The organism is Anabaena subtropica FACHB-260 (assembly GCF_014697105.1).
Taxonomy (GTDB): Bacteria; Cyanobacteriota; Cyanobacteriia; order Cyanobacteriales; family Nostocaceae; genus Trichormus; species Trichormus subtropicus.
The window spans coordinates 31,007-52,591 of record NZ_JACJRF010000039.1 but is presented as its reverse complement, the minus strand read 5'-3'; the positions used below and the strand labels follow the sequence as shown (position 1 = coordinate 52,591).

At 40.5% G+C, this 21,585-nt stretch carries 16 protein-coding genes; 9 read left to right on the top strand and 7 right to left on the bottom strand.

Annotated elements, in window-relative coordinates; translation table 11 throughout:
* Nucleotides 1–289: 289 nt before the first annotated feature.
* The 5 genes from H6G18_RS19105 to H6G18_RS19085 all read left to right on the top strand — a co-directional run bounded on the left by H6G18_RS19105 (nucleotide 290) and on the right by H6G18_RS19085 (nucleotide 6,003).
* Nucleotides 290–982: a restriction endonuclease subunit S gene (locus H6G18_RS19105; protein ID WP_190408680.1), complete on the top strand. Its 693-nt coding sequence runs from the start codon at nucleotides 290–292 to the stop codon at nucleotides 980–982.
* A 2-nt stretch (nucleotides 983–984) separates the two neighbouring features.
* Complete coding sequence (locus H6G18_RS19100) at nucleotides 985–3,951, top strand: type I restriction endonuclease subunit R (protein ID WP_190408679.1); 2,967 nt, start codon at nucleotides 985–987, stop codon at nucleotides 3,949–3,951.
* A gap of 180 nt (nucleotides 3,952–4,131) precedes the next feature.
* Entirely contained in the window at nucleotides 4,132–4,914 is a 783-nt protein-coding gene (locus H6G18_RS19095) for a TIGR04255 family protein (protein WP_190408678.1), read from the top strand.
* The gene (locus tag H6G18_RS19090; protein ID WP_190408677.1) at nucleotides 4,914–5,567 is read left to right on the top strand and encodes a hypothetical protein; all 654 of its coding nucleotides are present in this window, start codon (nucleotides 4,914–4,916) and stop codon (nucleotides 5,565–5,567) included. The genes H6G18_RS19095 and H6G18_RS19090 overlap by 1 nt, the downstream gene beginning before the upstream one ends.
* The gene (locus H6G18_RS19085) at nucleotides 5,557–6,003 is read left to right on the top strand and encodes a HEPN domain-containing protein (RefSeq protein ID WP_190408676.1); all 447 of its coding nucleotides are present in this window, start codon (nucleotides 5,557–5,559) and stop codon (nucleotides 6,001–6,003) included. Before H6G18_RS19090 ends, H6G18_RS19085 begins: the two co-directional genes overlap by 11 nt.
* Before the next feature lie 134 nt (nucleotides 6,004–6,137).
* Here H6G18_RS19085 and H6G18_RS19080 read toward each other — a convergent pair whose 3' ends face one another.
* The 5 genes from H6G18_RS19080 to mfd all read right to left on the bottom strand — a co-directional run bounded on the left by H6G18_RS19080 (nucleotide 6,138) and on the right by mfd (nucleotide 13,852).
* Entirely contained in the window at nucleotides 6,138–6,641 is a 504-nt protein-coding gene (locus H6G18_RS19080; RefSeq protein WP_190408684.1) for a TniQ family protein, read from the bottom strand.
* Nucleotides 6,641–7,495 (bottom strand): TniB family NTP-binding protein, encoded by an 855-nt coding sequence (locus H6G18_RS19075; RefSeq protein ID WP_190408675.1) that lies wholly within the window; start codon nucleotides 7,493–7,495, stop codon nucleotides 6,641–6,643. The genes H6G18_RS19080 and H6G18_RS19075 overlap by 1 nt, the downstream gene beginning before the upstream one ends.
* A gap of 3 nt (nucleotides 7,496–7,498) precedes the next feature.
* Complete coding sequence (locus H6G18_RS19070; protein WP_190408674.1) at nucleotides 7,499–9,214, bottom strand: Mu transposase C-terminal domain-containing protein; 1,716 nt, start codon at nucleotides 9,212–9,214, stop codon at nucleotides 7,499–7,501.
* Nucleotides 9,215–9,557: 343 nt separating this feature from the next.
* Complete coding sequence (gene rph, locus H6G18_RS19065; protein ID WP_190408673.1) at nucleotides 9,558–10,304, bottom strand: ribonuclease PH; 747 nt, start codon at nucleotides 10,302–10,304, stop codon at nucleotides 9,558–9,560.
* 41 nt (nucleotides 10,305–10,345) lie between these two features.
* Nucleotides 10,346–13,852: a transcription-repair coupling factor gene (mfd, locus tag H6G18_RS19060; protein WP_190408672.1), complete on the bottom strand. Its 3,507-nt coding sequence runs from the start codon at nucleotides 13,850–13,852 to the stop codon at nucleotides 10,346–10,348.
* A 277-nt stretch (nucleotides 13,853–14,129) separates the two neighbouring features.
* Here mfd and H6G18_RS19055 point away from each other — a divergent pair, with 277 nt between their 5' ends.
* Both H6G18_RS19055 and hemJ read left to right on the top strand, forming a co-directional pair.
* Nucleotides 14,130–15,458, top strand: coding sequence for a hemolysin family protein (locus H6G18_RS19055; protein WP_190408671.1), 1,329 nt, complete (start codon nucleotides 14,130–14,132; stop codon nucleotides 15,456–15,458).
* A 374-nt stretch (nucleotides 15,459–15,832) separates the two neighbouring features.
* Nucleotides 15,833–16,417, top strand: a complete 585-nt coding sequence (hemJ, locus tag H6G18_RS19050) for a protoporphyrinogen oxidase HemJ (protein WP_190408670.1) — start codon at nucleotides 15,833–15,835, stop codon at nucleotides 16,415–16,417.
* A gap of 97 nt (nucleotides 16,418–16,514) precedes the next feature.
* Here the strand turns inward: hemJ and H6G18_RS19045 are convergent, their stop codons facing one another.
* Together H6G18_RS19045 and H6G18_RS19040 are read right to left on the bottom strand one after the other, a co-directional pair.
* Nucleotides 16,515–17,855 (bottom strand): TldD/PmbA family protein, encoded by a 1,341-nt coding sequence (locus H6G18_RS19045; RefSeq protein ID WP_190408669.1) that lies wholly within the window; start codon nucleotides 17,853–17,855, stop codon nucleotides 16,515–16,517.
* A 164-nt stretch (nucleotides 17,856–18,019) separates the two neighbouring features.
* The gene (locus tag H6G18_RS19040; RefSeq protein ID WP_190408668.1) at nucleotides 18,020–19,492 is read right to left on the bottom strand and encodes a TldD/PmbA family protein; all 1,473 of its coding nucleotides are present in this window, start codon (nucleotides 19,490–19,492) and stop codon (nucleotides 18,020–18,022) included.
* A 470-nt stretch (nucleotides 19,493–19,962) separates the two neighbouring features.
* On the opposite strand from H6G18_RS19040, the gene H6G18_RS19035 reads away from it, so the two are divergent.
* Both H6G18_RS19035 and ylqF read left to right on the top strand, forming a co-directional pair.
* Entirely contained in the window at nucleotides 19,963–20,346 is a 384-nt protein-coding gene (locus tag H6G18_RS19035) for a VOC family protein (protein ID WP_190408667.1), read from the top strand.
* Nucleotides 20,347–20,505: 159 nt separating this feature from the next.
* Nucleotides 20,506–21,387, top strand: a complete 882-nt coding sequence (gene ylqF / locus H6G18_RS19030; RefSeq protein ID WP_190408666.1) for a ribosome biogenesis GTPase YlqF — start codon at nucleotides 20,506–20,508, stop codon at nucleotides 21,385–21,387.
* Nucleotides 21,388–21,585 lie beyond the last annotated feature (198 nt).

Genomic DNA, 21,585 nt, shown 5'->3' with positions numbered 1-21,585 from the left:
CTGAGCCTATTTTATTAAACCAGATTTTTGCCAAGCTTACTTCTTTAGGACGTATTCATCCCGTTTCTACGGGCGTTGAACCCTCGTAATTTGGCAAAGGTATTGTCTTAGAGAATGTATTTTACTAACCCCTCCTCTGTCCGAACAAAAAGCGATCGCCCGCTTCCTTGATCGCAAATTAGAACAGATAGACCACTTCATCAGCAACAAGCAAAGGCTTATCGAATTACTCAAAGAGCAGAAAACTGCGATCGCTAACCGTGCAGTTACTAAGGGACTAAACCCCCATGTGCCTATTAAACCTTCTGGTATTCAGTGGTTAGGGGAAATTCCAGCGCATTGGGAAATTCTTCCGATGAAAAAGCTTTGTTCTGTAATCAAAGATGGATTACATCAAACTCCACCTAAAGTTGATGAAGGTGTTAAATTTATTTCTACTCAGCACGTAAGAAATAGAACTATTGATATAAATAAAGCTACATACATTAGTTTTGAGGATTATCAAGCTGGACATCCTAAAATAGCACCTATTGTCGGTGATGTTTTAATAACTTTAGTTGGCTCTATTGGTTTTGCTGCAATTCTAAAAGAAGAACATTTGCCGCTATCTTGTACCCGTCATGTTGGATATGTAAGACCAACAGAACAAATACTTCCCGAATATTTATTAAATTACATAGATAGTGCAATATTCAAAGCATGGATTGATAATAATATCTCACAAATAGCTCAACCTAGTATTTATTTGAGAGTTTTAGCAACTCACACTATTCCCACTCCTCCTTTATCTGAACAGGAAGAGATTGTTGCTTGCTTGGATAGAGAATCAAAACAAATTGACCAAGCGATCGCCAAAGCTGAAAAAGAAATCGAACTAATCCAAGAATACCGCACCACGCTAATTTCCGACGCTGTAACGGGAAAAATAGATGTACGTGAAACATCAGCAGTTGAAACCACCCTTACAACCGCAGCAATTTAGCCATGAACACCACCGACACCTCAGAAAAAGGCTTAGAAGCCCTCATAGAAAAAAGCCTACTCACAGAAGCAGGTTACATCAAAAGTCAACCTGGGGACTATGACCGCAACTACTGCATAGATAAAACTCAACTGCTGCAATTCCTCCGCCAAACCCAACCCACCCAAGTCACCAAACTAGAAACCAGCTACGGTAAACGGTTTGAAGAAAAACTATTTCAACGCATCTCAGACCAAATCAAAAGCAGAGGTATTGTTGATGTTCTCCGCAAGGGTATCAAAGCCCAAGAAGTCAGCCTGACACTCTACTACAAACTACCCGCATCCCAACTTAACCCCCAAGCCATCCAAAACTACAACCAAAATATCTTCTCCGTTACTCGTCAACTCCAGTTCAGCAAAGATAAAAAGCGGCTATCCCTGGATATGGGGATTTTCATCAATGGCTTACCCATCATCACCTTTGAACTAAAAAACAACCTCACTAAGCAAAATGTCCAGGATGCGATAAAGCAGTACAAAACTGACCGTGACCCCAAAGAACCCCTGTTTAACTTTGCCCGTTGCTTAGTTCATTTCGCCGTCGATGATGAGTTAGTCTACATGACCACCGAACTGAAGGGAGAACAAACAGTTTTTCTTCCCTTCAACAAAGGTCAAAAATCTGAACCTCACTTACTTTTCCCCGACAGTGCAGGAAACCCCATCAACCCCAACGGACTAAAAACCGATTACCTGTGGAAAGAAATTCTCACCAAAACTAGCCTCAGCAACATCATTGAAAAATATGCCCAACTGGTAGAAGAGAAAGACGAAGAAAAACAGAAGAAACGCAAACTAATCTTTCCCCGTTACCACCAACTCGACCTAGTGCGAAAACTCCTAGCCAATGCCAAAACCAACGGTGTAGGACAGCGTTATCTAGTTCAACATTCCGCAGGTTCAGGTAAAAGTAACTCCATTAGCTGGCTAAGTCACCAACTCGTAGAACTCACCGACACCAGCGACACCAACCCCATATTTGATTCAATTATCGTCGTCACAGACCGCAAAATATTAGATAAACAAATCCGCGATAATATCAAACAGTTCGCCCAAGTCAAAGGCGTAGTTGAAGCCATCACCGAAGGTAGTAAGCAACTAAAACAGGCACTAGAAGAAGGCAAAAAAATTATTATCACCACAGTTTTTAAATTTGCCTATATTGTTAAAGAAATTCAATCATTAAGCAATCAAAAATTTGCCATTGTCATTGACGAAGCCCACTCTAGCCAAAGTGGTAGCAGTGCAGCCAAAATGAGTGCTGCCCTGAATAAAGAAACAGGTGAGGAAGAAGAAACCACCGAAGATAAAATTCTCCGCATCATTGAAGAACAAAAACTTTCTCCCAACGCCAGTTACTTCGCCTTCACAGCCACACCCAAAAATAAGACATTAGAAACTTTCGGCATTCAAAATCCAGCAGATAACAAATATTATCCCTTCCATAACTATTCCATGAAACAGGCAATAGAGGAAGAATTTATCTTAGATGTACTGGAGAATTACACCACCTATAGAAGTTACTGTAAGCTTGAGAAAAAGATTGAAGACGATCCCCAATTTGATACCAAACGAGCAAAGAAAAAGCTCAAGCAGTACATAGAGGGACACCCCCACGCTATCCGCCAGAAAACAGAAATTATGATTGACCATTTCATAGAAGAAGTAATTGGTCAACGCAAAATTAATGGACAAGCAAAAGCAATGGTCGTCACCAATGGTATTAACAGTGCCATTCGCTATAAACTAGCCTTCGATGCCTACCTACAGGAAATCAACGCACCTTACAAAACTATAGTTGCATTTACAGGCAGTAAAGAAGTTGACGGAAAAAAAGAGGATGAGTCCTCAATGAACGGCTTTCCAGGGAACGACATTCCCAAAGAGTTCAAAAAAAGTGAGTATAGATTCCTGATAGTAGCTGATAAATATCAAACAGGATTTGACCAACCCCTATTACATACCATGTATGTAGATAAACCCCTAGCCGATATCAAAGCCGTTCAAACCCTATCTCGCCTCAACCGGGCTTACAAACCAGATAAAAAAGATACATTCATCCTAGATTTTGTCAACTCAGCCGATGCAATTAAAGAAGCCTTTGACCCATTTTATCAAACAACAATTCTGAGTGAAGAAACAGATATAGAGCGCCTCAACGACTTACAAGATGCACTTGACAGTTTCCAAGTTTATTCTGAAGAACAAGTCAACGAATTGATGAACCGCTTCATCAATGGTGCAGAACGTGCCCAATTAGACCCCATTCTCGATGAAAGCAAACAAAACTTTATCAATGAATTAGACGAAGAACAGCAAATAGACTTCAAGAAAAAAGCGAAATCTTTTGTCCGTAACTATCAATTCCTAGTCCAAATTCATCCTTTCCGTAATCCTTACTGGGAAAGCTTGAAAACCTTTCTCAAATTCCTAGTAGCCAAACTTCCCAACCTTAACGAAACCGACTTATCCAAAGGCGTTTTAGAAAGCGTTGACATCGACAGCTACCGCATAGAAAGACAAACAACCCTAGCCATACAGCTTGAAGGTGGCGGAGAAATAGCACCCGCACCCCCAGATCCTCCTGGTAGGCAATATGAGGCGAAATTAGACACACTCAGTAATATTATTCAAGATTTTAATGATCGCTTTGGCAATATTCAGTGGACAGAAAAAGATAAAGTGCGTCGCTTCCTGTTTGAAGAATTACCTGCTGAAGTCAGTAAAGATGAAGAATATCAGAACGCCAAGAAATACTCAGATCGACAAAACGCCAGAATCACCTTCGAGAAAAAGCTAGTCGATAAGTTTCAGGAGTTCATCTTCAACCATACAGAAGCATACCGTAAATTTACGGATGATAATGAGTTTAAAACATGGTTAGCCAATACCCTGTTCGAGAATGATTACGACCAAGGTGCAGCATAGTAAAGTAGCAAACAGATATCATGCTATTAGCAAGTAATAAATACTATAGCAAAATCTTAATATTGGTAATTCTAGTTATAAGATACGAATTTTTTGGTCTATATAATATGCCTATAAAATAGGCAAAATAATTGGCATTTTGAGTTAATATCAAAGAGTGTAAGAAACAATAGTTGAAAAATGGCTTTAGAGAACTTAACAAACAAACCTCTTGTCGAGGCAATATTTGAAATAAGATGGTATACAGAACAACCACCATTTATAGGTGGTGATCCTAATACTCAATTAATACTCGGTAGATTATTTGACAGAATAAATGAAAATTATCCCATATATGAACAATTGCCATTTGCTTCTATTCCTGAACAAATGGCAGAAGGGATTGTCAAACATAGATTTAAGAGCGAGAAAGGTTGGCCTCTAGTACAATTGGGTAACGGAATTTTAACAGTTAATGACACAGAAAATTATATTTGGCAAGATTTTAAAAAACGAATTATTGATGTAGTAGATAATTTGTATATAGTGCATCCCAGTAAAGATAAATTCCGCCCACGTTATCTCATCTTAAAATATATTGATGCTATAGATTTAGATTTAAAAGAAAATGAATTTTATGAATTTTTAAAAAATAAAATGAAAATAGAACTAAATTTCAGTCCTTTACTTTTTGAAAAAACATTAGTAACAAATAATCCAATACAATTAGACTTGCAATTTGCATTTCCGGCTGAAAATCCAAAAGGTATTGTAAATTTCAGAATTGTCAAGGGGCAAAAGTTTGATAATCAAAGAAATTTAGCCAGTGATGCTTTAATATGGGAAACAACAATTCAATCGACTGACCCTGATATCCCAGAAATTCCTTCAAATCTAGACAAATGGCTAGAAAATGCTCACTCAGTTTGCCATAATTGGTTTTTTACATTAGTAGATGGTGATCTATTAAGGAGGTTTGAATAATGCCTAGTATTGGCTCTTTAAATGATAATAGTACACAAGAAGTAGCAGAATTAAAGACAAAGTTTCCAAGCCTTGCATCGCCTAGTACATCAGCAACAAATAAATTAAAATTTAATCCATCTCAATCATATGAGGAACTAGAAAATGAAAATATAGAAATAGCAAAGTGGGCTTCTTATTGGTTATGTAAAGAAAATAGTAAAGTAAAAAATCGTACCAATCCTTTCATAGAAAGAATACAAACTAACTTCTTAGTAGTTTCTTCTTTTTCAGCAGAAATATCTAATCAAGTAATTAATACTGGTTCTGTTGCCTTAGTAAATAATTTTCTCAATGAGATTAGAAGTTTATATATTTTGAGTCATACAGTAGAGATATTGCAGTATTTGAATGAGAAAAAACATTTAATCTCTATATTGATAGAAGCTCATGAAAAAATCAAAAATATTTTTAATAATGAAAAAAATGTGCTACGGGTTGTTTATGATCCAGAAATTATTGGTTGGAAAAAATTAATAATTGAGATTCATACTAATCTTGATGTAGATGAAGCATTTGATAAACTAAAAGCTTTAGATAATCTTTGGTGGTTAGATATCTCTTTCAAATTTGGTAATGATTTAGAAATTAATATTAGTTTTGATGAAATTTAATTGGGCTGAATATCTTGAGCTAGCAAAAGAAATAGCTTATATAACTTCTACCTTTTCTACTGATTCAGAAACAGATTCTAAACCAACAATCCCCGAAGCAAAACTACGTTCATCTATAAGTAGAGCCTATTATGCTGCCTTTTGTACAGCTAGAAATTACTTACGAGATGTTTTACATGATCCAAGGTTATCAAAAGCCAGAACTGGCGATATCAATGAACATCAATATGTGTCCGATGAATTCATACGCAATAAATCAAAAAATAGGAAAATGATAGAAATAGGAAATGATTTATGTAGGCTACGGCAATCTAGAAATAAAGCAGATTATGAGGACACTATATATACTTTAGACAAAGAAGTTAAGCTTTCTTTGAAATTAGCTGAAAATATTATTGAAAAAATCACAGAGTTAATTAAAGATACAATCAAGTAAATTATTATTAGAATCATTCAATTTTATTCAACACCCGTATGCCAAAAAAAGTATTATTCTATACTTAAATATATCAACAATAGGTGTGGAACAAGCCATCAACCCACAGGGTATAGGCGATCGGTTTTTGTATCCTAAATTTCCTTCTGACGTTCTGCCATGTCCGCAAAAGTCGTAAAACACCTTTGACACCAGCCATCAACCCACAATGCAGGAACTTTAAACCTTGCTCCACAATTGGGACATTCTGACAGCAAACTTAAATGATGATGCTGACATCCTTGCGTTACCTTAAACTGCCATTCAATTTTGTGACATGGCGACTCGGCATAACAAGCAGCACATAACCGGATTGGGTCAATTTTCATCCCCACCCCAGCAGGTGGTAACATTTGGGCTAACCTATCGGCATCAACCTCCACAACCTTAGCCAATGCCTCTAATTGCTGGCGAGACGGTAGGGGATTAAACCGAAATTTTTCCCATCGAGCGATCGCACCCCCAACTCCTATTGCTTTACCTAATCCAGTAGGCGTTAAATCATTAGCCCGTCGAAAGCGTCCTAAAAAGTGGCTTATACTTTCTCCTTCTATTGCTTCCACTCGAAACACCCAAGGTTGAAGATTTAAAGTTTCCATCATTTACGCTTCGGTTCTACAGTGTATTCATTTACAACTTCTTTCAGCGTTGCTAGGTCAATCTTGTGTAATCCCTTTTTTAAAGCCTTGATTGCTGTCTCTCTCAGAATCATATCTAATAGTCCTATATAACGACCTGTTGCCTCTTTTAAAGTTGTAAGCATTGTGTCACTTTTTAAATTGGAAGCCACAGGCAACTGTAGAATTGTCTTTTCCCAAATTTCTACTGTTTGAGGAAAGTCTTCATCTGATATGATTCCAAAACGATAACAGGCTCGAAAGCGGTTGAAAACTTGTTCATCCCGCCTGATTACTGTATCCAAACGGTCAGTCCCTACCAAGATTACTGAAATTTCCAGCTTGTCAAAAATATCTCTTACTTCAGCAAATGTCTTTGGTTTTAAACGGTCAGCCTCATCTATGATGAGCATTTCAACACCACAACCCTTAAGTACCCGAAATGTCCGATCTCTAATCTCAGCTACAGTGCCTTTAGGAATTTGATATTTTAAATGTTCAATAATTAACCCAAATAATTCTTTTGCACTACACTCTTGATTAACGTGGATGTAAGCAACAGGTACAATAGGGGGTTGCCCTGGTTTTTGCTTGGGTTTATGCCTTAATCTATATGCGTTGCAACCCATTGTTTTGCCAGTGCGAGACTCTCCCACAACTCGACCAGACTGCTTGGATTGTCGCTTGCCCTCTAACCAATCATGAAGAACTTGTACTTGTTTTAAAGAAACAAAGTTTTTGCGGTTTAATCGTTGAATTTCTGCTTGTAATTTATCATCATTGACCGGAATATCACCTAATTGTTGTGCAACTGCTTGAGCTTGTTTTGAAGTCATTTTCTACCACCCGTAATCTTCACGCATTTGTTCGTAATCAAATACTTCTGGCATCTGGTATTCTGGTTCATGGTCAACAGATGCCACTTCAACTTCTTCCTCTGGTTCAACAGGCATAGGTTTTTTAGCCTTTTGAACTACTGTCTGTTCTGCCTTTTGGCGTTCCTTTTTGGTTTTCTTTTGGTTCACGAAGGTTTCGCGATCGCGCACCTCTGCCAAAATAGAACGATTGCTAATAGCCTTACCTGCTTGCCGAATCCGGCGACTCATAGCTTTTGCGTCATCCAGAGACAATTCCTCAGTCTCCAAATCTTGAGCATAAGCACGAGCTAGAAATTCTTCTTTATTACCCTTATAGCCGTAAACCAACAAAGTAGTAATGTCTTTGGGGTCATAACGCAGTACAACGCTTTCTCCTGCATAACCTGCTAAATATTCGCCCCTGTACATCAGATTTTCAAATTGTAAGTAACCTCCTCTTTGAATCACTCTTCGAGTTTGCTTCATTAAACAGATATCCAAATCTCTTTCCGAGATGACATCAGGTGCTACTATCAAGCCAGATTCCCAACGCTGAAATCTAGTTTGCTCACCCATACGAGCATCAATTCTTTGGTTATAGGTATTGACAATGTAAGCTACCAACTTTTGCTCTAGTTGCCGTAAAGTCAAGTTAGCGTCCTTCTCTGCGTCTTCTGGGCGTTCTTGTACATTTGACCCTGTATATCCTCGCAAAGTTGAGAATAATTCGGTGTTAAATGTCTTGAAAGGACGCTCGACAATACCCCCTTCACTGGGGCGATCCCGTAAATGACAAACAAACCCCAACTGCACACCTATCTGTTGCAAATGGTTTGAGCGAAAATCTTTACCACCATCAGTGTAAAAATGTTGTGGTTTACCGTAGGTTCCCCACTCTTCATAAAGTTTATATTCTTCTCCATATTGTTTTGGCAAAATTGCATGACGTAACGCCAAAGCAACTACCTGAGAACTTGGAGCATCATAGCCAAGATTAATACCTACAATGCAGCGAGAATAACTATCTATGACTGTGGTTAACCAAGGACGACCTAAAATTTCCCCATGTTGATCTACTAACAGCACATCCACACGGGTATGGTCACATTGCCAAACTTGATTACTGTACTCTACTGTTAAATCTTTCCCGTCACGAGTTTTAACGGATAAACGAGAACCTCGCCAACCTGGAGAGCGAATACTTTTTGCCTTCTCCTGTTTTTGAATCACAGGTTCAAGAATACGGTACACAGTCATGTGAGAAGGCGATTTGACACCTAGCTCATCTGCTCTAGCTTTCACCCTGACGGCTACTTGCTGGCGAGTCATGCGTTTACTTCCTTTATTGCCTTCCTTATACGTCTCTAAAATAAATTTCCGCCAATCTTCATCAACTCGGTGCTTGCCTTTGTCAGCACGTTCGTTTTGCTCCAGGCCAACTAACCCCTCCTTTTCCCATTTATTTATCAGTCGCCGTAATGTTCTTACTGACTTACCTAGTTTTTCTGCGCCTTCCTTAAGCTTTTGGGCATAGGTAGTGCGATCACCTGCTTCTAGCAGACTTTGAATTACCTGCATTTTTAAATTTGCTTCATCAGAAAGCTCAGACAAGATGACATTTGTTTCAGCGATATTTTTGCTTGTGTCTGACGCAGCTTCTTGTGTTGCAGGTGCGGTAAATGAGTTGTAATCCTGCATATTAGTGTTTTATTAAAACATAGTTGTATTATACTGCTAAATGTGACAGTTAATTTGTTAATTTTTTCTACAAGTATTAGTGTCACTTGCTTAGGCAAAGTGACAGCTAATTTGTGAAAAATCTGTTTTTTGTCATTTAGTTTGTTAAATAATTTTAGTGGCGGTTGAATGAGACATAATGACAAAAAACCTGCCATAATAGTTGATATGACAGGCTTTTCAATATTTAAATCTGTTGTGGCAATAATTTGTTAAATTGACAAATAATTAGTTAATGTACAATATTCGGCAGTAATTCTCAGACTTTGCAATGCAAAGTCTGTTGGTATGAATAGCGCTGAATTTAATTACTGCTCAAGAATAACTTGTCCCAGTCAGTAATTGCCTCCTTTTGGGCAATTAACAATTGCTGAATGCCGTTTTCGGCGCAATCTAATAGCCGATTCAACTGGGTACGGCTAAAACTGCCTTCTTCTGCTGTTCCCTGAACTTCGATAATTCCCAAGTGTTGATTCATCACTACATTGAAATCTACAGTTGCTGCTACATCTTCTATGTAGTTCAAATCTAAAAATGCTTCTTCTTCTAATAAACCGACAGAAACAGCTGCTACTTGTCCGCATAGGGGAGATCGCTCTAATACTCCTCGCTGCAATAATTGAGAAATAGCACCAGCTAAAGCCACAAACCCGCCTGTAATTGCTGCCGTTCTTGTACCTGCGTCGGCTTGCAACACATCTGCATCTACGGTTAAAGTTCGTTCTCCTAAGACCTCAAAATCTATTGCAGCTCGTAAGCTACGCCCAATCAAACGTTGAATTTCTTGCGTCCGTCCAGATAATTTCAATAATTCTCGTTCGTGCCGTTGTTGTGTGGCTGATGGTAGCATCCGATACTCTGCCGTCAACCAACCTTTACCACTACCTGCGAGAAACTTGGGTACACTTTCCGCGACGCTCACTGTACAAAGTACTTTAGTCTCACCACATATAGTTAGAACTGAACCAGGGGCAAAGCGAGTAAATCCGGTGTGAAAATTAATAGGACGGAGTTCATAGGGTTTTCTTCCGTCGGGACGCTGCCAAACCATGAGAGTTGCCTCTAACTTTTAATTGTAGAAAGAAATACCGTTCAAACAATAGCAGCTTCTGTAATCGCTCCCTGCATTCTCCCCAAAGCATCAATCAAACTTTGCAATTGTTGGTCTGCTTTGAGGACTGCTAAACCGCGTACCGTCACCTTACCGGGAGAGAAAACAAAGCGGGTTTTGAGATGTTCTGGTAAATTGGCTGCAAGTAAATTCCAAGCTGGTTCTTCCATTGGGGTTTCTAAAATGACGTGCTGTTTATTTTCTGGTTTGATGCGGCTAAAGCCTAACTTTTTCGCTAGTTGTTTGAGTTCCATGACCCGCAACAGTTGATTGGCAGAAACAGGTAAAGTACCATAGCGATCGCTCCACTCAGCCGCAATTTGTGTTATCTCTTCTTTAGACTTAGCAGCCGCCACAGCACGATATGCACTCATCTTTTGGTCAATGTCGGGGATGTAATCGGTGGGGATAAATGCGGTGAGGTTGAGATCGATTTGGGTATCGTCAACTTTGGGAATTTCTTGACCGCGAATTTCTCGAATTGATTCTTCTAACATTTCCATGTATAAATCAAAACCAATCGCTTCCATTTGACCGGATTGTTCTGCACCCAGCAAGTTACCCACACCCCGGATTTCCATGTCACGCATGGCTAGTTGATAGCCGGAACCGAGTTGTGTAAACTCTTGAATCGCCCGTAACCGTTGCCTTGCTGCATCAGATAATTCTCTTTGCTTCGGGTAAAATAACCATGCGTGGGCTTGAATCCCTGCACGTCCAACTCGTCCCCGTAACTGGTAAAGTTGTGATAAACCAAAGCGGTGAGCATCTTCAATCAGGATGGTGTTGACACGGGGAATATCCAATCCCGATTCAATAATTGTGGTACATACCAGAATATCTGCATCACCATTGCTGAAGGTGAGCATGGTTGATTCTAACTCGCTCTCGTCCATTTGACCGTGAGCGATCGCAAATCTCGCCCCTGGTAACATCTCCCGCAAAGCTGCTGTTGTCTCTTCTATTCCCTCAACGCGCGGTACTACATAAAACACCTGTCCACCTCGATCAATTTCTTGACGAATGGCGCTGCGTATGCTTTCTGGGTTTCTGGGGGAAAGATGGGTTTTAATTGGTCGTCTGGTGGGGGGTGGTGTGGTAATCAAGCTCATTTCCCGAATCCCTGATAAAGACATATACAAGGTGCGGGGAATTGGGGTAGCGGAGAGCGTCAACACGTCTACTTGAGTTTTCAAGGATTTAATTTTCTCTTTCTGGTTCACCCCAAACCGTTGTTCTTCATCTATTACCAGCAGCCCTAAATCTTTGAAGTTGACATTCTTACCTAAAAGTTGGTGTGTCCCGACGACTATATCTAACTCACCAGTCGCCAATCGTTTTTGAATATTTCGCCGTTCTTCGGCTGTGCGGAAGCGATTCAGTAAGCCGACATTCATCGGATAAGGGGAAAAGCGTTCTTTGAGGGTGTGGTAATGTTGCTGAGTGAGGATGGTTGTAGGTGCAAGGAGGGCGACTTGTTTACCAGAAGTCACAGCTTTGAAAATGGCGCGAATAGCTACTTCCGTCTTCCCAAAACCGACATCACCACAAACTAACCGATCCATTGGGCGATCGCTTTCCATATCCCGTTTCACATCTTGTACAGCTTTTAGCTGGTCGGTTGTAGCTTGGTAGGGAAAAGAATCTTCCATTTCTTCTTGCCAAGGCATATCTTGGGGATAGGCGAAACCTTGTTGTTGCGATCGCGCCGCATATAATTTCAGCAAGTCCACTGCTAATTTTTTAATGGCTTTGCGGACACGGTTCTTGGTATTTTCCCAAGCTTTCCCTGTCATTTTGTGCAGTTCCGGTGCTTTATCTCCCGTACTACGGAATCGAGACAAAGACCCTACCTGATCAGCCGCAACTCTCAAAAGACCGTCAGCATACTGGACAACAATATAATCACGGGTTTCCTCGTTAATTGTCAGACTTTCCAACTTGACAAACTTGCCAATCCCATGACTCCGATGAACTACATAATCCCCTGGACGCAGTTTATTCGGGTCAACTTGCTTAGAAGCCGCCTGACGACGCTTACGGACAAAACTAGGTGTAGCTAGGGAATGTTGACCATAAAATTCGCGGTCGGTGACGATGACTAGGCGGTAAGTCGGGAGGATAAAACCTTCCAGTTCCGCTAGGCCAGAATATTTCAGCGCCACAGGGATATGGTTGATTTGTAGCTTATCAATAGCTTGGTAATCGCGGGGATTGGGGATGAACTGGGCGGGACAATCGTGTTCTTGTAGCAGAGAAACAGAACGGGAAGGTTGAGCCGAGATTAACCAAATCGAGAAATTGCGATCGCGTTCTTGTCTTAATGTGTCTGCCAGTTTAGCAAATTGGTGCGGTGTAACCGGTACAGACCGACTAGCTAAATTAATCCCGCTATTTTCTTCTGCTAGTTCCGATAAATATAAAGTCTGAAATCTAGTTAAATCAGCCAAACATTCCGCAAAAGACCGATGAATTTTCAGTAATTCACTAACAACTGACCACTGACCACTGACCACTGACCATTGCTCATCAGCATTTTCTACCCAGCGATCGCTATGAGCATGACACTGTTCCGGCTCATCGATAGCAACTAAAGTATTTTCCGGTAAATAATCCACAATCGATGCAGGTCGCTCAAATGCTAATCCCAAAAAGCGCCGACTACCTTCTATCAACGCTGACTCTTGAGTACCGTTTTCTGAGTCAGAACTTAACTCAGCACTCAGCACTCGGTACTCATCACTATCCTTAAGTGCTGTCGTCACAATAGGCGCAAAACTTGTAGGAGTAAGCACAATCTGTTCTATTTTGTCAAGTGCTGAACGTTGAGTAGTTGTATCAAATTCTCGTATTTGCTCAATCTCATCACCAAACCATTCCAAACGTACTGGTAACTCACAGGACACTGGAAAGACATCGACAATGTCACCGCGACGACTCCATTGTCCCTCTGTTTCCACCAAGGGAACCCGTTCATACCCCAAAGTAGTAATCTTTTCACTAAAGCTATCTAAATCAAATTCCAGTCCCCGCTTGAGAGTCAAGCAAAAAGGAATAAAAGCATCTGGTGGTGGTAAATGGGGCTGCAAAGCCCCAACAGTAGCCACGACAGCGATCTTATTCTGTTGACCATTGACGATGGACTGTTGACTCTTAACCAAATCCGCCAACACCTGCATCTGTCCCCAAGTCATTTCCGTTTCTGGGTCAAAAGGTTCGTAGGGAGAGGCTTCAGACGTGGGGTAAAAATGTACTGTTTGCCATCCCATCGCTTCCAATTGTGCATAAGCGCGCCCCGCTTCTTCTAGAGTGGCACAAACGACGAACAAATTTCTACTAGAATGTTGTGCCAATGCCGAAGCCACCAAACCCTTAGGTAGACGGGAAATGCCATTTAATCGCAAATCTTGTTGGCGATTGAGCTTTGAAAGTAATTCAGTAGTGAGGGGCGATCGCGCCAAAGCACGCACAATAGAAGAAAAAGCCATAAGTTCTAGTAGAGCAGGAAGTCCTTACAGATCAGAAATCTCGAAGCTGTAAATGCCGTATATGTAAACTATTTTAAAAGTGTTGACGGTTCACTTAATCTTTTTGTGAAAGAATCATACTAAAACAAGTTCAGGAAACCGTAAAAAATACTAACTCCTAATCCCTAACTTCTAAAACTACTACTTTATGTATAGTTAAAGCATTTATGAGAGAACCTTTAATACTAGATACTAAGGATTGAGCTAAGTTCGCTCTATATAGCGGCAATTCATAATCATGTCCTCCATCACGGTTGAAATTTTAATTATTTTGGTACTCATTCTTGCCAACGGGGTTTTTTCCATGTCTGAGATGGCGGTCGTCTCGGCGCGGAAGGTCAGGCTACAGCAACTCGCTAATCAAGGGGATGCTAAGGCGAGAGCAGCGTTAAAATTGGCGGAATCCCCTAACAATTTCCTCTCCACTATCCAAATAGGTATTTCTCTGATTGGTATCCTCACTGGTGCTTTTGGAGGAGCCACAATTGCCAGCCGACTAGTAGTTTATGTGCGGCTAATACCTTTTTTAGTGCCTTACAGTGAGGCAATTGCCTTTGGAATCGTGGTTTTGCTCATTACCTACCTATCTCTGATTATCGGTGAATTAGTGCCAAAGCGTCTGGCATTAAACAATCCCGAACGTATTGCTACCGTTGTCGCTCTTCCCATGCGGGCTTTAGCAGCTCTTGCTTCTCCAGCCGTGCATTTATTGAGTGCTTCCACAGAAATGGTGCTGCGAGTGTTGGGGATTACACCTTCTGTAGAACCACAAGTCACGGAAGAAGAAATTAAGATCCTGATTGAGCAAGGTACAGAAGCGGGAACCTTTGAGGAAGCAGAACAAAATATGGTAGAACGAGTGTTTCGCTTAGGCGATCGCCCCGTCACTTCCTTGATGTCACCCCGTCCTGATATCATCTGGCTAGATTTAGACGACACCCCCGAAGAAAATCGCCAAAAAATGAGCGAAAACGGTTATTCCCGCTATCCAGTTTGTCAAGGAGGACTGGACAATGTATTGGGAATTATTCCCGTTACTGATTTACTCGCTAGAAGTCTCCGAGGAGATTCCCTAGATTTAACAGTGGGATTGCGCCAGCCAGTATTTGTTCCCGAAAGCACCCGTGGCTTAAAAGTTTTGGAGTTATTTAAGCAAACCATTACCCACATGGCGCTAGTTGTGGACGAATACGGCGTGATTCAGGGATTAGTTACTCTTAACGACATCATGAGCGAAATTGTTGGGGATGTTCCTTCTGATGATGGGGAAGAAGAACCCCAAGCCGTGCAGCGAGAAGATGGTTCCTGGCTACTAGATGGAATGTTGGGTGTAGAAGAGTTTTTTGAACTGTTTGAAATGGAAGAATGGGAATCTGAAGAACGGGGTAGCTATCAAACCCTTGGTGGTTTCGTCATTACCCATCTCGGCCGCATTCCCGCCGCCGCCGACCATTTTGAATGGCATGGTATGCGAATCGAGGTGATGGACATGGATGGTAACCGTGTAGACAAAGTGTTAGTCGTGCCAATGGCGAATCAAGTAGAAGATACCCAAGAAGTGGAGTAATACCAATTCAAAATTCGTCTTGAAAAGTTTCCTACGGCGGGTTTCCCGCCGTAGGAACTTTCCGCAAAATTAAGAAATCTAGATTTTGCAAAGGTTTCTGGGTTTGGATCTCTATCAGAATTTTAGTGAAATGGTATAAAAGGCAGAAAAATAAGTTGCCATAATAATAAACCGCGTAGAGACGTTGCAATGCAACGTCTCTTTGAATTTTATTGCGAATTGCGTTCGCGGAGCGTGCCGCAGGCTCTATTGCGAATTGCGAATTGGTATAAGTTCTTTATCTATCTGGAATCCTCGATGAAATTTTGCCGTAACCTGATAAAGAGGATCATTGCAATCATTCAAGAACAGATAGATAAAGGCAGGCTGCATTCATGGCATATTCCTGGTTTAAAGCATTTCATATTATTGGCATTGTGGTTTGGTTTGCTGGTTTGTTCTATTTGGTACGTTTATTCATCTATCATGTGGAAGCTAACCAGGAACCAGAACCAGCACGCACAATACTGAAAAATCAGTATCAAATTATGGAAACACGCCTCTACAAGATTATCACGACACCAGGAATGTTGGTGACAGTAGCAATGGCGATCGGTTTAGTTAGTACGGAACCAGAAGTTTTAAAACAGGGTTGGTTACACTTTAAACTGCTGTTTGTTGCTTTATTACTTGGTTATCATCATTACTGTGGTCGGTTAATGAAGAAGTTAGCCGCCGATGAATGTCGCTGGAGTAGTCAGCAATTAAGGGCGTTGAATGAAGCACCGACAGTTATGTTGGTAGTTATCGTTATGCTGGCTGTGTTTAAGAACAATCTGCCTACGGATCTCACAGCTTGGCTAATTTTTGCTCTGATTATTTTCATGGCAGTCACGATTCAACTTTACGCTAGAAAACGCAGGTTGGATAAAGAAAAACTGACAGCCCAAATCGGACAAGTTCCTCAAGAACAAAGTTAGCTTCACCACGCCAACACCGCAGGCTAACGCACCATTAGCAAAAAAATGAGTGGGGTATTTTCAATCCCACTCATCAACTGAGAATCACTTTCAGCTTTTATTCACCAGTAATTGACAACTCTTCAACCCAAATTCTCGGAGCCACACCACCAGGTGTTAACGCTACTTCTTTTTCTACGTAAATAATTGATTTCAAAAGTTCCAAGAAGTCACCAGCAACTGTTGCTGATTCAATACTAGTTTTGACACCTTTATTAATCAACCAACCATCGAATGGTAGAGAAAACGATCCTTGCAAAGATTTCACGCCAGCGTGTAAAGCTTGTAAATCATCAATCAAAATCACGTTTTCTGCTGTTTCCAAACTGAGTTGTTGCTCACAATCCCCTGCTGCAAACACATGATAAAAGTTAGGACTAACACTAACTTTTGCGCCAATACTAGCATTACCTGTAGGTTGAGCATTCAACCTTTTTGCAGTTCCAGCGCTGTGCAGAAAACCTTTTAAAATTCCATTCTCTATCAATGTCACCTGACGAGTAGGTGTACCTTCCCCATCAAAACTTTCTGCACCTATATTAGCTGGGTGCAAACTATCATCATACAGTGACAATAAAGGCGAAGCAATTTGCTTACCTAAATCATCAGCAGTAGACAAACTTTGTTTATCGAGAATACTTTGAGCGTTGAATAAATTAGAAAAAGCTCCTAAAAGACTTAAGAAAGCTTCCGGTGAGAAAACCACCTGATACTTACCAGTTTTAATTTTGTCGTAGTTGAGATGACTAATAGTTTTTTCCGCAGTTTCTTGAATACATCCATTGATATCCAATTTTTCTAAACTACGATTGATTCTAAAAGCACCTGCACTACGTGGTTTTTTCCCTTCCTCATCCGTTTTACTATAAAGATAAACAGAAGACAAAGAAAGAGAGTCAGTTCTCAAAGCACCTTGGCTATTAAGATAAAATCTATCAATATCTCTTTGCGCCAAGCCGTTATAAGGGACACCTTTAATCGCTGGATGAGCAGCTAAAAGTTCCTTTTCAGCCACCAAAAGCTTTTCTATCAACTCAGAAACTGGTGCTTGGGGTGCTTTTTCATTTAATGTCTTGTCAATAGGAACAGTAGCCTCTGGGCTAAAATCTGGAACATTTTCTTTAACACCAAAAAAACTAGCTTCATAAGCAGTTTTTAAAGCTAATTCCAATCCTTTGGGGTCTACATCTGTTGTGCTAGTAACACCTATAGTATTGTCTTCATTCCAGACACGTACAGTTACTCCAGAGCGATTTGAAGCTTTGACTTGTTTTGGCTCACCTTGATCAACTTGTACACTAGTTTCATCTACAGTTGAGCCATAAATATCAAACTTTTGAATGCCCAGCTTTTGAGCATTTTCTTGGGCGTAAGTAGCGATTTCATGAATATTGGGCATAATAATTCAAAATTCAAAATTATTTCATTCTTTCCTAACTTCTATCTAGAAATACTCACTAGGAGATTCTATATTTTTCAGAAATTTTCACTAGTTTGTAGTGAAGACTAAAGTCTTCATAGTTTTGAGGACTCAAGTCCTCACTACGAACCAGTCTAAAATTCTTAGCGTCCACCTACTGTGATGGAATCTACTTTGATATGGGGCTGTCCTACAGTGGTGTAGATACTTCCACTGACAGAACCACAAAAACCAGGTGCAAGTTCTAAATCTTGGGAACACATGGAAATTTTGTTCATAATTTCCTTGGCTTCACCGATGAGAGTAGCGCCTTTTAATGGTTTGGTAATTTTGCCGTTTTCAATTAAATAGGCTTCATCAACACTAAAATTAAATTGACCAGTAGCACCAACACTACCGCCACCCATTTTTTTGCAGTAAATGCCTTTATCTACAGAAGCGAATAATTCTTCAACTTTATAGTCACCAGTGGCGATGTAAGTATTACGCATCCGGCTAGCAGCAGCAAAAGTATAATTTTGGCGGCGACCACTACCTGTTCTGGGATGTCCGGTGCGCGAAGAACCTGTTCTGTCAGCCAAGAAGTTTTTCAGAACACCTTTTTCTATTAATAGGGTTCTTTGGGCTGGCATACCCTCGTCATCCATGTCAATTGTCCCGAAGGCATTATCAGCCCGTCCTTCATCCCAAGCTGTTAGGCTTTCGTGGGCAATTTTTTCGCCTTTTTTATCAGCAAAGGGTGTGGTGTTACGTTCGATTTGGGTTGTTTCCAGTAGATGTCCGCAGGCTTCGTGGAAAATTACACCACCAAAGTGATTAGCCATGATGATTGGGTATGTACCCGATTCCACGTAATCTGCATAGAGCATTTTTCCCGCAGATTCAGAAATCTGTTCGGCAGATTGTTGATAGTCCCAAGTTCTCAGGAAGTTAGCATCACTGGTATTCCCTGCACGTTCACCAATGGAAGCACGATGAGCGCCATCAGCACACAGCAGGTTAAATCCTACCGATTGAGTCAGGCGAATATCACGGGCAAAAGTACCATCACTAGCGGCAACTAATACTTCTTGCCAATCTCGAAAATAAGTAGCGCGGCGTGACTGCACATGATTAGCTTTTTGCTTGAGGTAAGCCGTACCATCAAGTAGAATTTCTCCCATCTCGCGGATAGAACTACACAGAGGTAGCCAGCCGTCTTTGCCACGTTTAGTAGCATAATCTCTGAGTAATTCTAGATTAATTTCTGGGATAAAAGCGTTAGGGGTGGGTAATTGTAAGCCTAGAATCGATAAACCTTTTTCTAAAGCTGCTTTCAAGCCAGCAAAGGATAAATCATTGGTGCTGACATAGCAATCTGCTTTGCCACGAAATACTCTGACTCCTGCACCTGTGGCTAGACTTGGTGAAATACTGGTAATTGTATCGTCTTCCGCCAAACTACTAATATAGTTACGACGCTCTAAGAAAATTTCAATAAAGTCCGCACCGGCTGCGCGTCCTAAACCCAGGAGGGTAGCCAGAGGGGCTTCCCAGGTTTCATCGAATCGCTCTGGTGTAGAGGAATATTGCAGGTTAGGGAGTTGGTTGGAGATAAGTAGGGTACTTGTAAGCATGAATAGCCTCGTCTGCTGGCGTTATCAGAGATTTGACTGAAAAATCCTGGTGTCATCAGTCTAACAAATCGGTGAAAGCCGTAGGTGGCAGATAGGCGTAGAGGTTTCCCTACTTTGCAAATGAGGACTGATTAGATGATTTGGAACTGCTAGTTTTTGAGAGATGAAAAAAATTGTAGTGGTCTATCGTAAAACTTTTGATAGGTTTGTAGTCAGCACTAAAGTGCTGAAAATATTCAGACTGAAGTCTTTATTAAAAACTGTTCTTCGGTAGTTTTATGGTCTTTATTAAAATTGACTTGATTTTAATAACTATAATTTAGTGGAATCAATATCTACGAGATATATTGTATAAGCATTTAAGAAATATCAAACATACTGAAATGAATCCAGATTTACAATATATATTGTAACATTGTTTCGTAATTAAGTTAATATCTTGTTTTTAATTTAAGGGGTAAAGCAGTAAGATGGGAGTTAACTATACGGAGGTTATAGTCACTATAGCTACATTAAACATTGATAAATTAATAAATTTTTACACTGAATTTTTAGAACAAAAACCAATCACTTGTATACCAAATGTGTATGCTGAATTTAGTCTTACTGGTATGCGATTAGGGATTTTTAAACCTAAAGAAGCACATGAGTCTGAATTTGAAAATTCAGCAAAAAGTAGGATTAGTTTATGTTTAGAAGTAATTAACTTAGAACAAGCGATCGCACACATTACCGATTTAGGTTATCCCCCACCAGGAAAAATTGCGATCGCCTCCCACGGTCAAGAAATTTACGCCTATGACCCAGATGGCAATCGTCTGATTTTACATCAAGCCATTACAGGTAATAATTAAGAAGGGGTTCGAGGCTAGAAGCGAGAGATGAGAGAGTAGGGGAAGAATTTCTTACTCAGGACTCACTACTCAGCACACCTTGCGGGAACGCCTTCGCGCAGCGTCCCGCAGGGAACGTAGAGAAGGGCGAACACTACTCAGCACTCACTACTTTAAACTATGGGCTTAACAGATAACTATAAATTAAATCTCATTCAATGGTATCCAGGGCATATCGCCAAGGCGGAAAAGAATCTTAAAGAACAGCTATCACGAGTAGATGTGGTGTTTGAGGTCAGAGATGCACGGATTCCTTTAGCTACACACCATCCGCAAATAGATGAGTGGGTGGGAAATAAGACGCGAATTTTGGTATTGAATCGATTAGATATGATTCCTACCCAAGTGCGATCGCTATGGATAGATTATTTCCAAAATCGTGGCGAAGTTCCCTATTGTACCAATGCTCAACATGGTCAAGGTGTGGTAGGGGTGGCGAAAGCAGCCCAAGCTGCTGGGATAGAGCTAAATCAAAGAAGACGCGATCGCGGGATGTTACCTCGTCCTGTTCGTGCTGTGGTGATTGGTTTTCCTAACGTTGGCAAATCAGCCTTAATTAACCGTCTTTTAGGAAAGCGAGTCGTAGAAAGTGCCGCCCGCCCTGGGGTAACGCGTCAACTGCGCTGGGTGCGAATTTCTGATCAGTTGGAATTACTAGATGCTCCTGGTGTAATTCCTGCTAGGTTGGGCAATCAAGAAGCAGCCGTAAAACTAGCAATTTGTGATGATATTGGTCAAGCATCTTATGATAACCAGCTAGTAGCCGGAGCTTTAGTAGATTTACTGAATGCTCTTCAAGAGCAAGCCGGTGAGTTACTACCAAAATCACCTTTGTATTCACGTTATGAACTTGACCCTACACCCTATACAGGAGAAGCATATTTACCCGCTTTAGCAGAGCATCGCTACAAAGGTGATGTAGAAAGAGCCGCTAGACAATTGTTAACAGATTATCGTAAGGGTTTATTAGGTACTCTACCTTTAGAGCTACCGCCTATGTAAATTTCTGTAAATGAGATGCCAAGCAATAAGTTTTTTAAACTGAAATCTTTGCCACTCTCACTTACTAAAATACTTTCTAGCATGAAAGAGGGTATCAAAATTACACTGTAAAATAAAACCCGATAAAGTATTATTTTTTTCTAGCCAGGATAGTTATGATACCTAAACTTATTCCTAAAGGTAAAAAAGTTAGTGCAT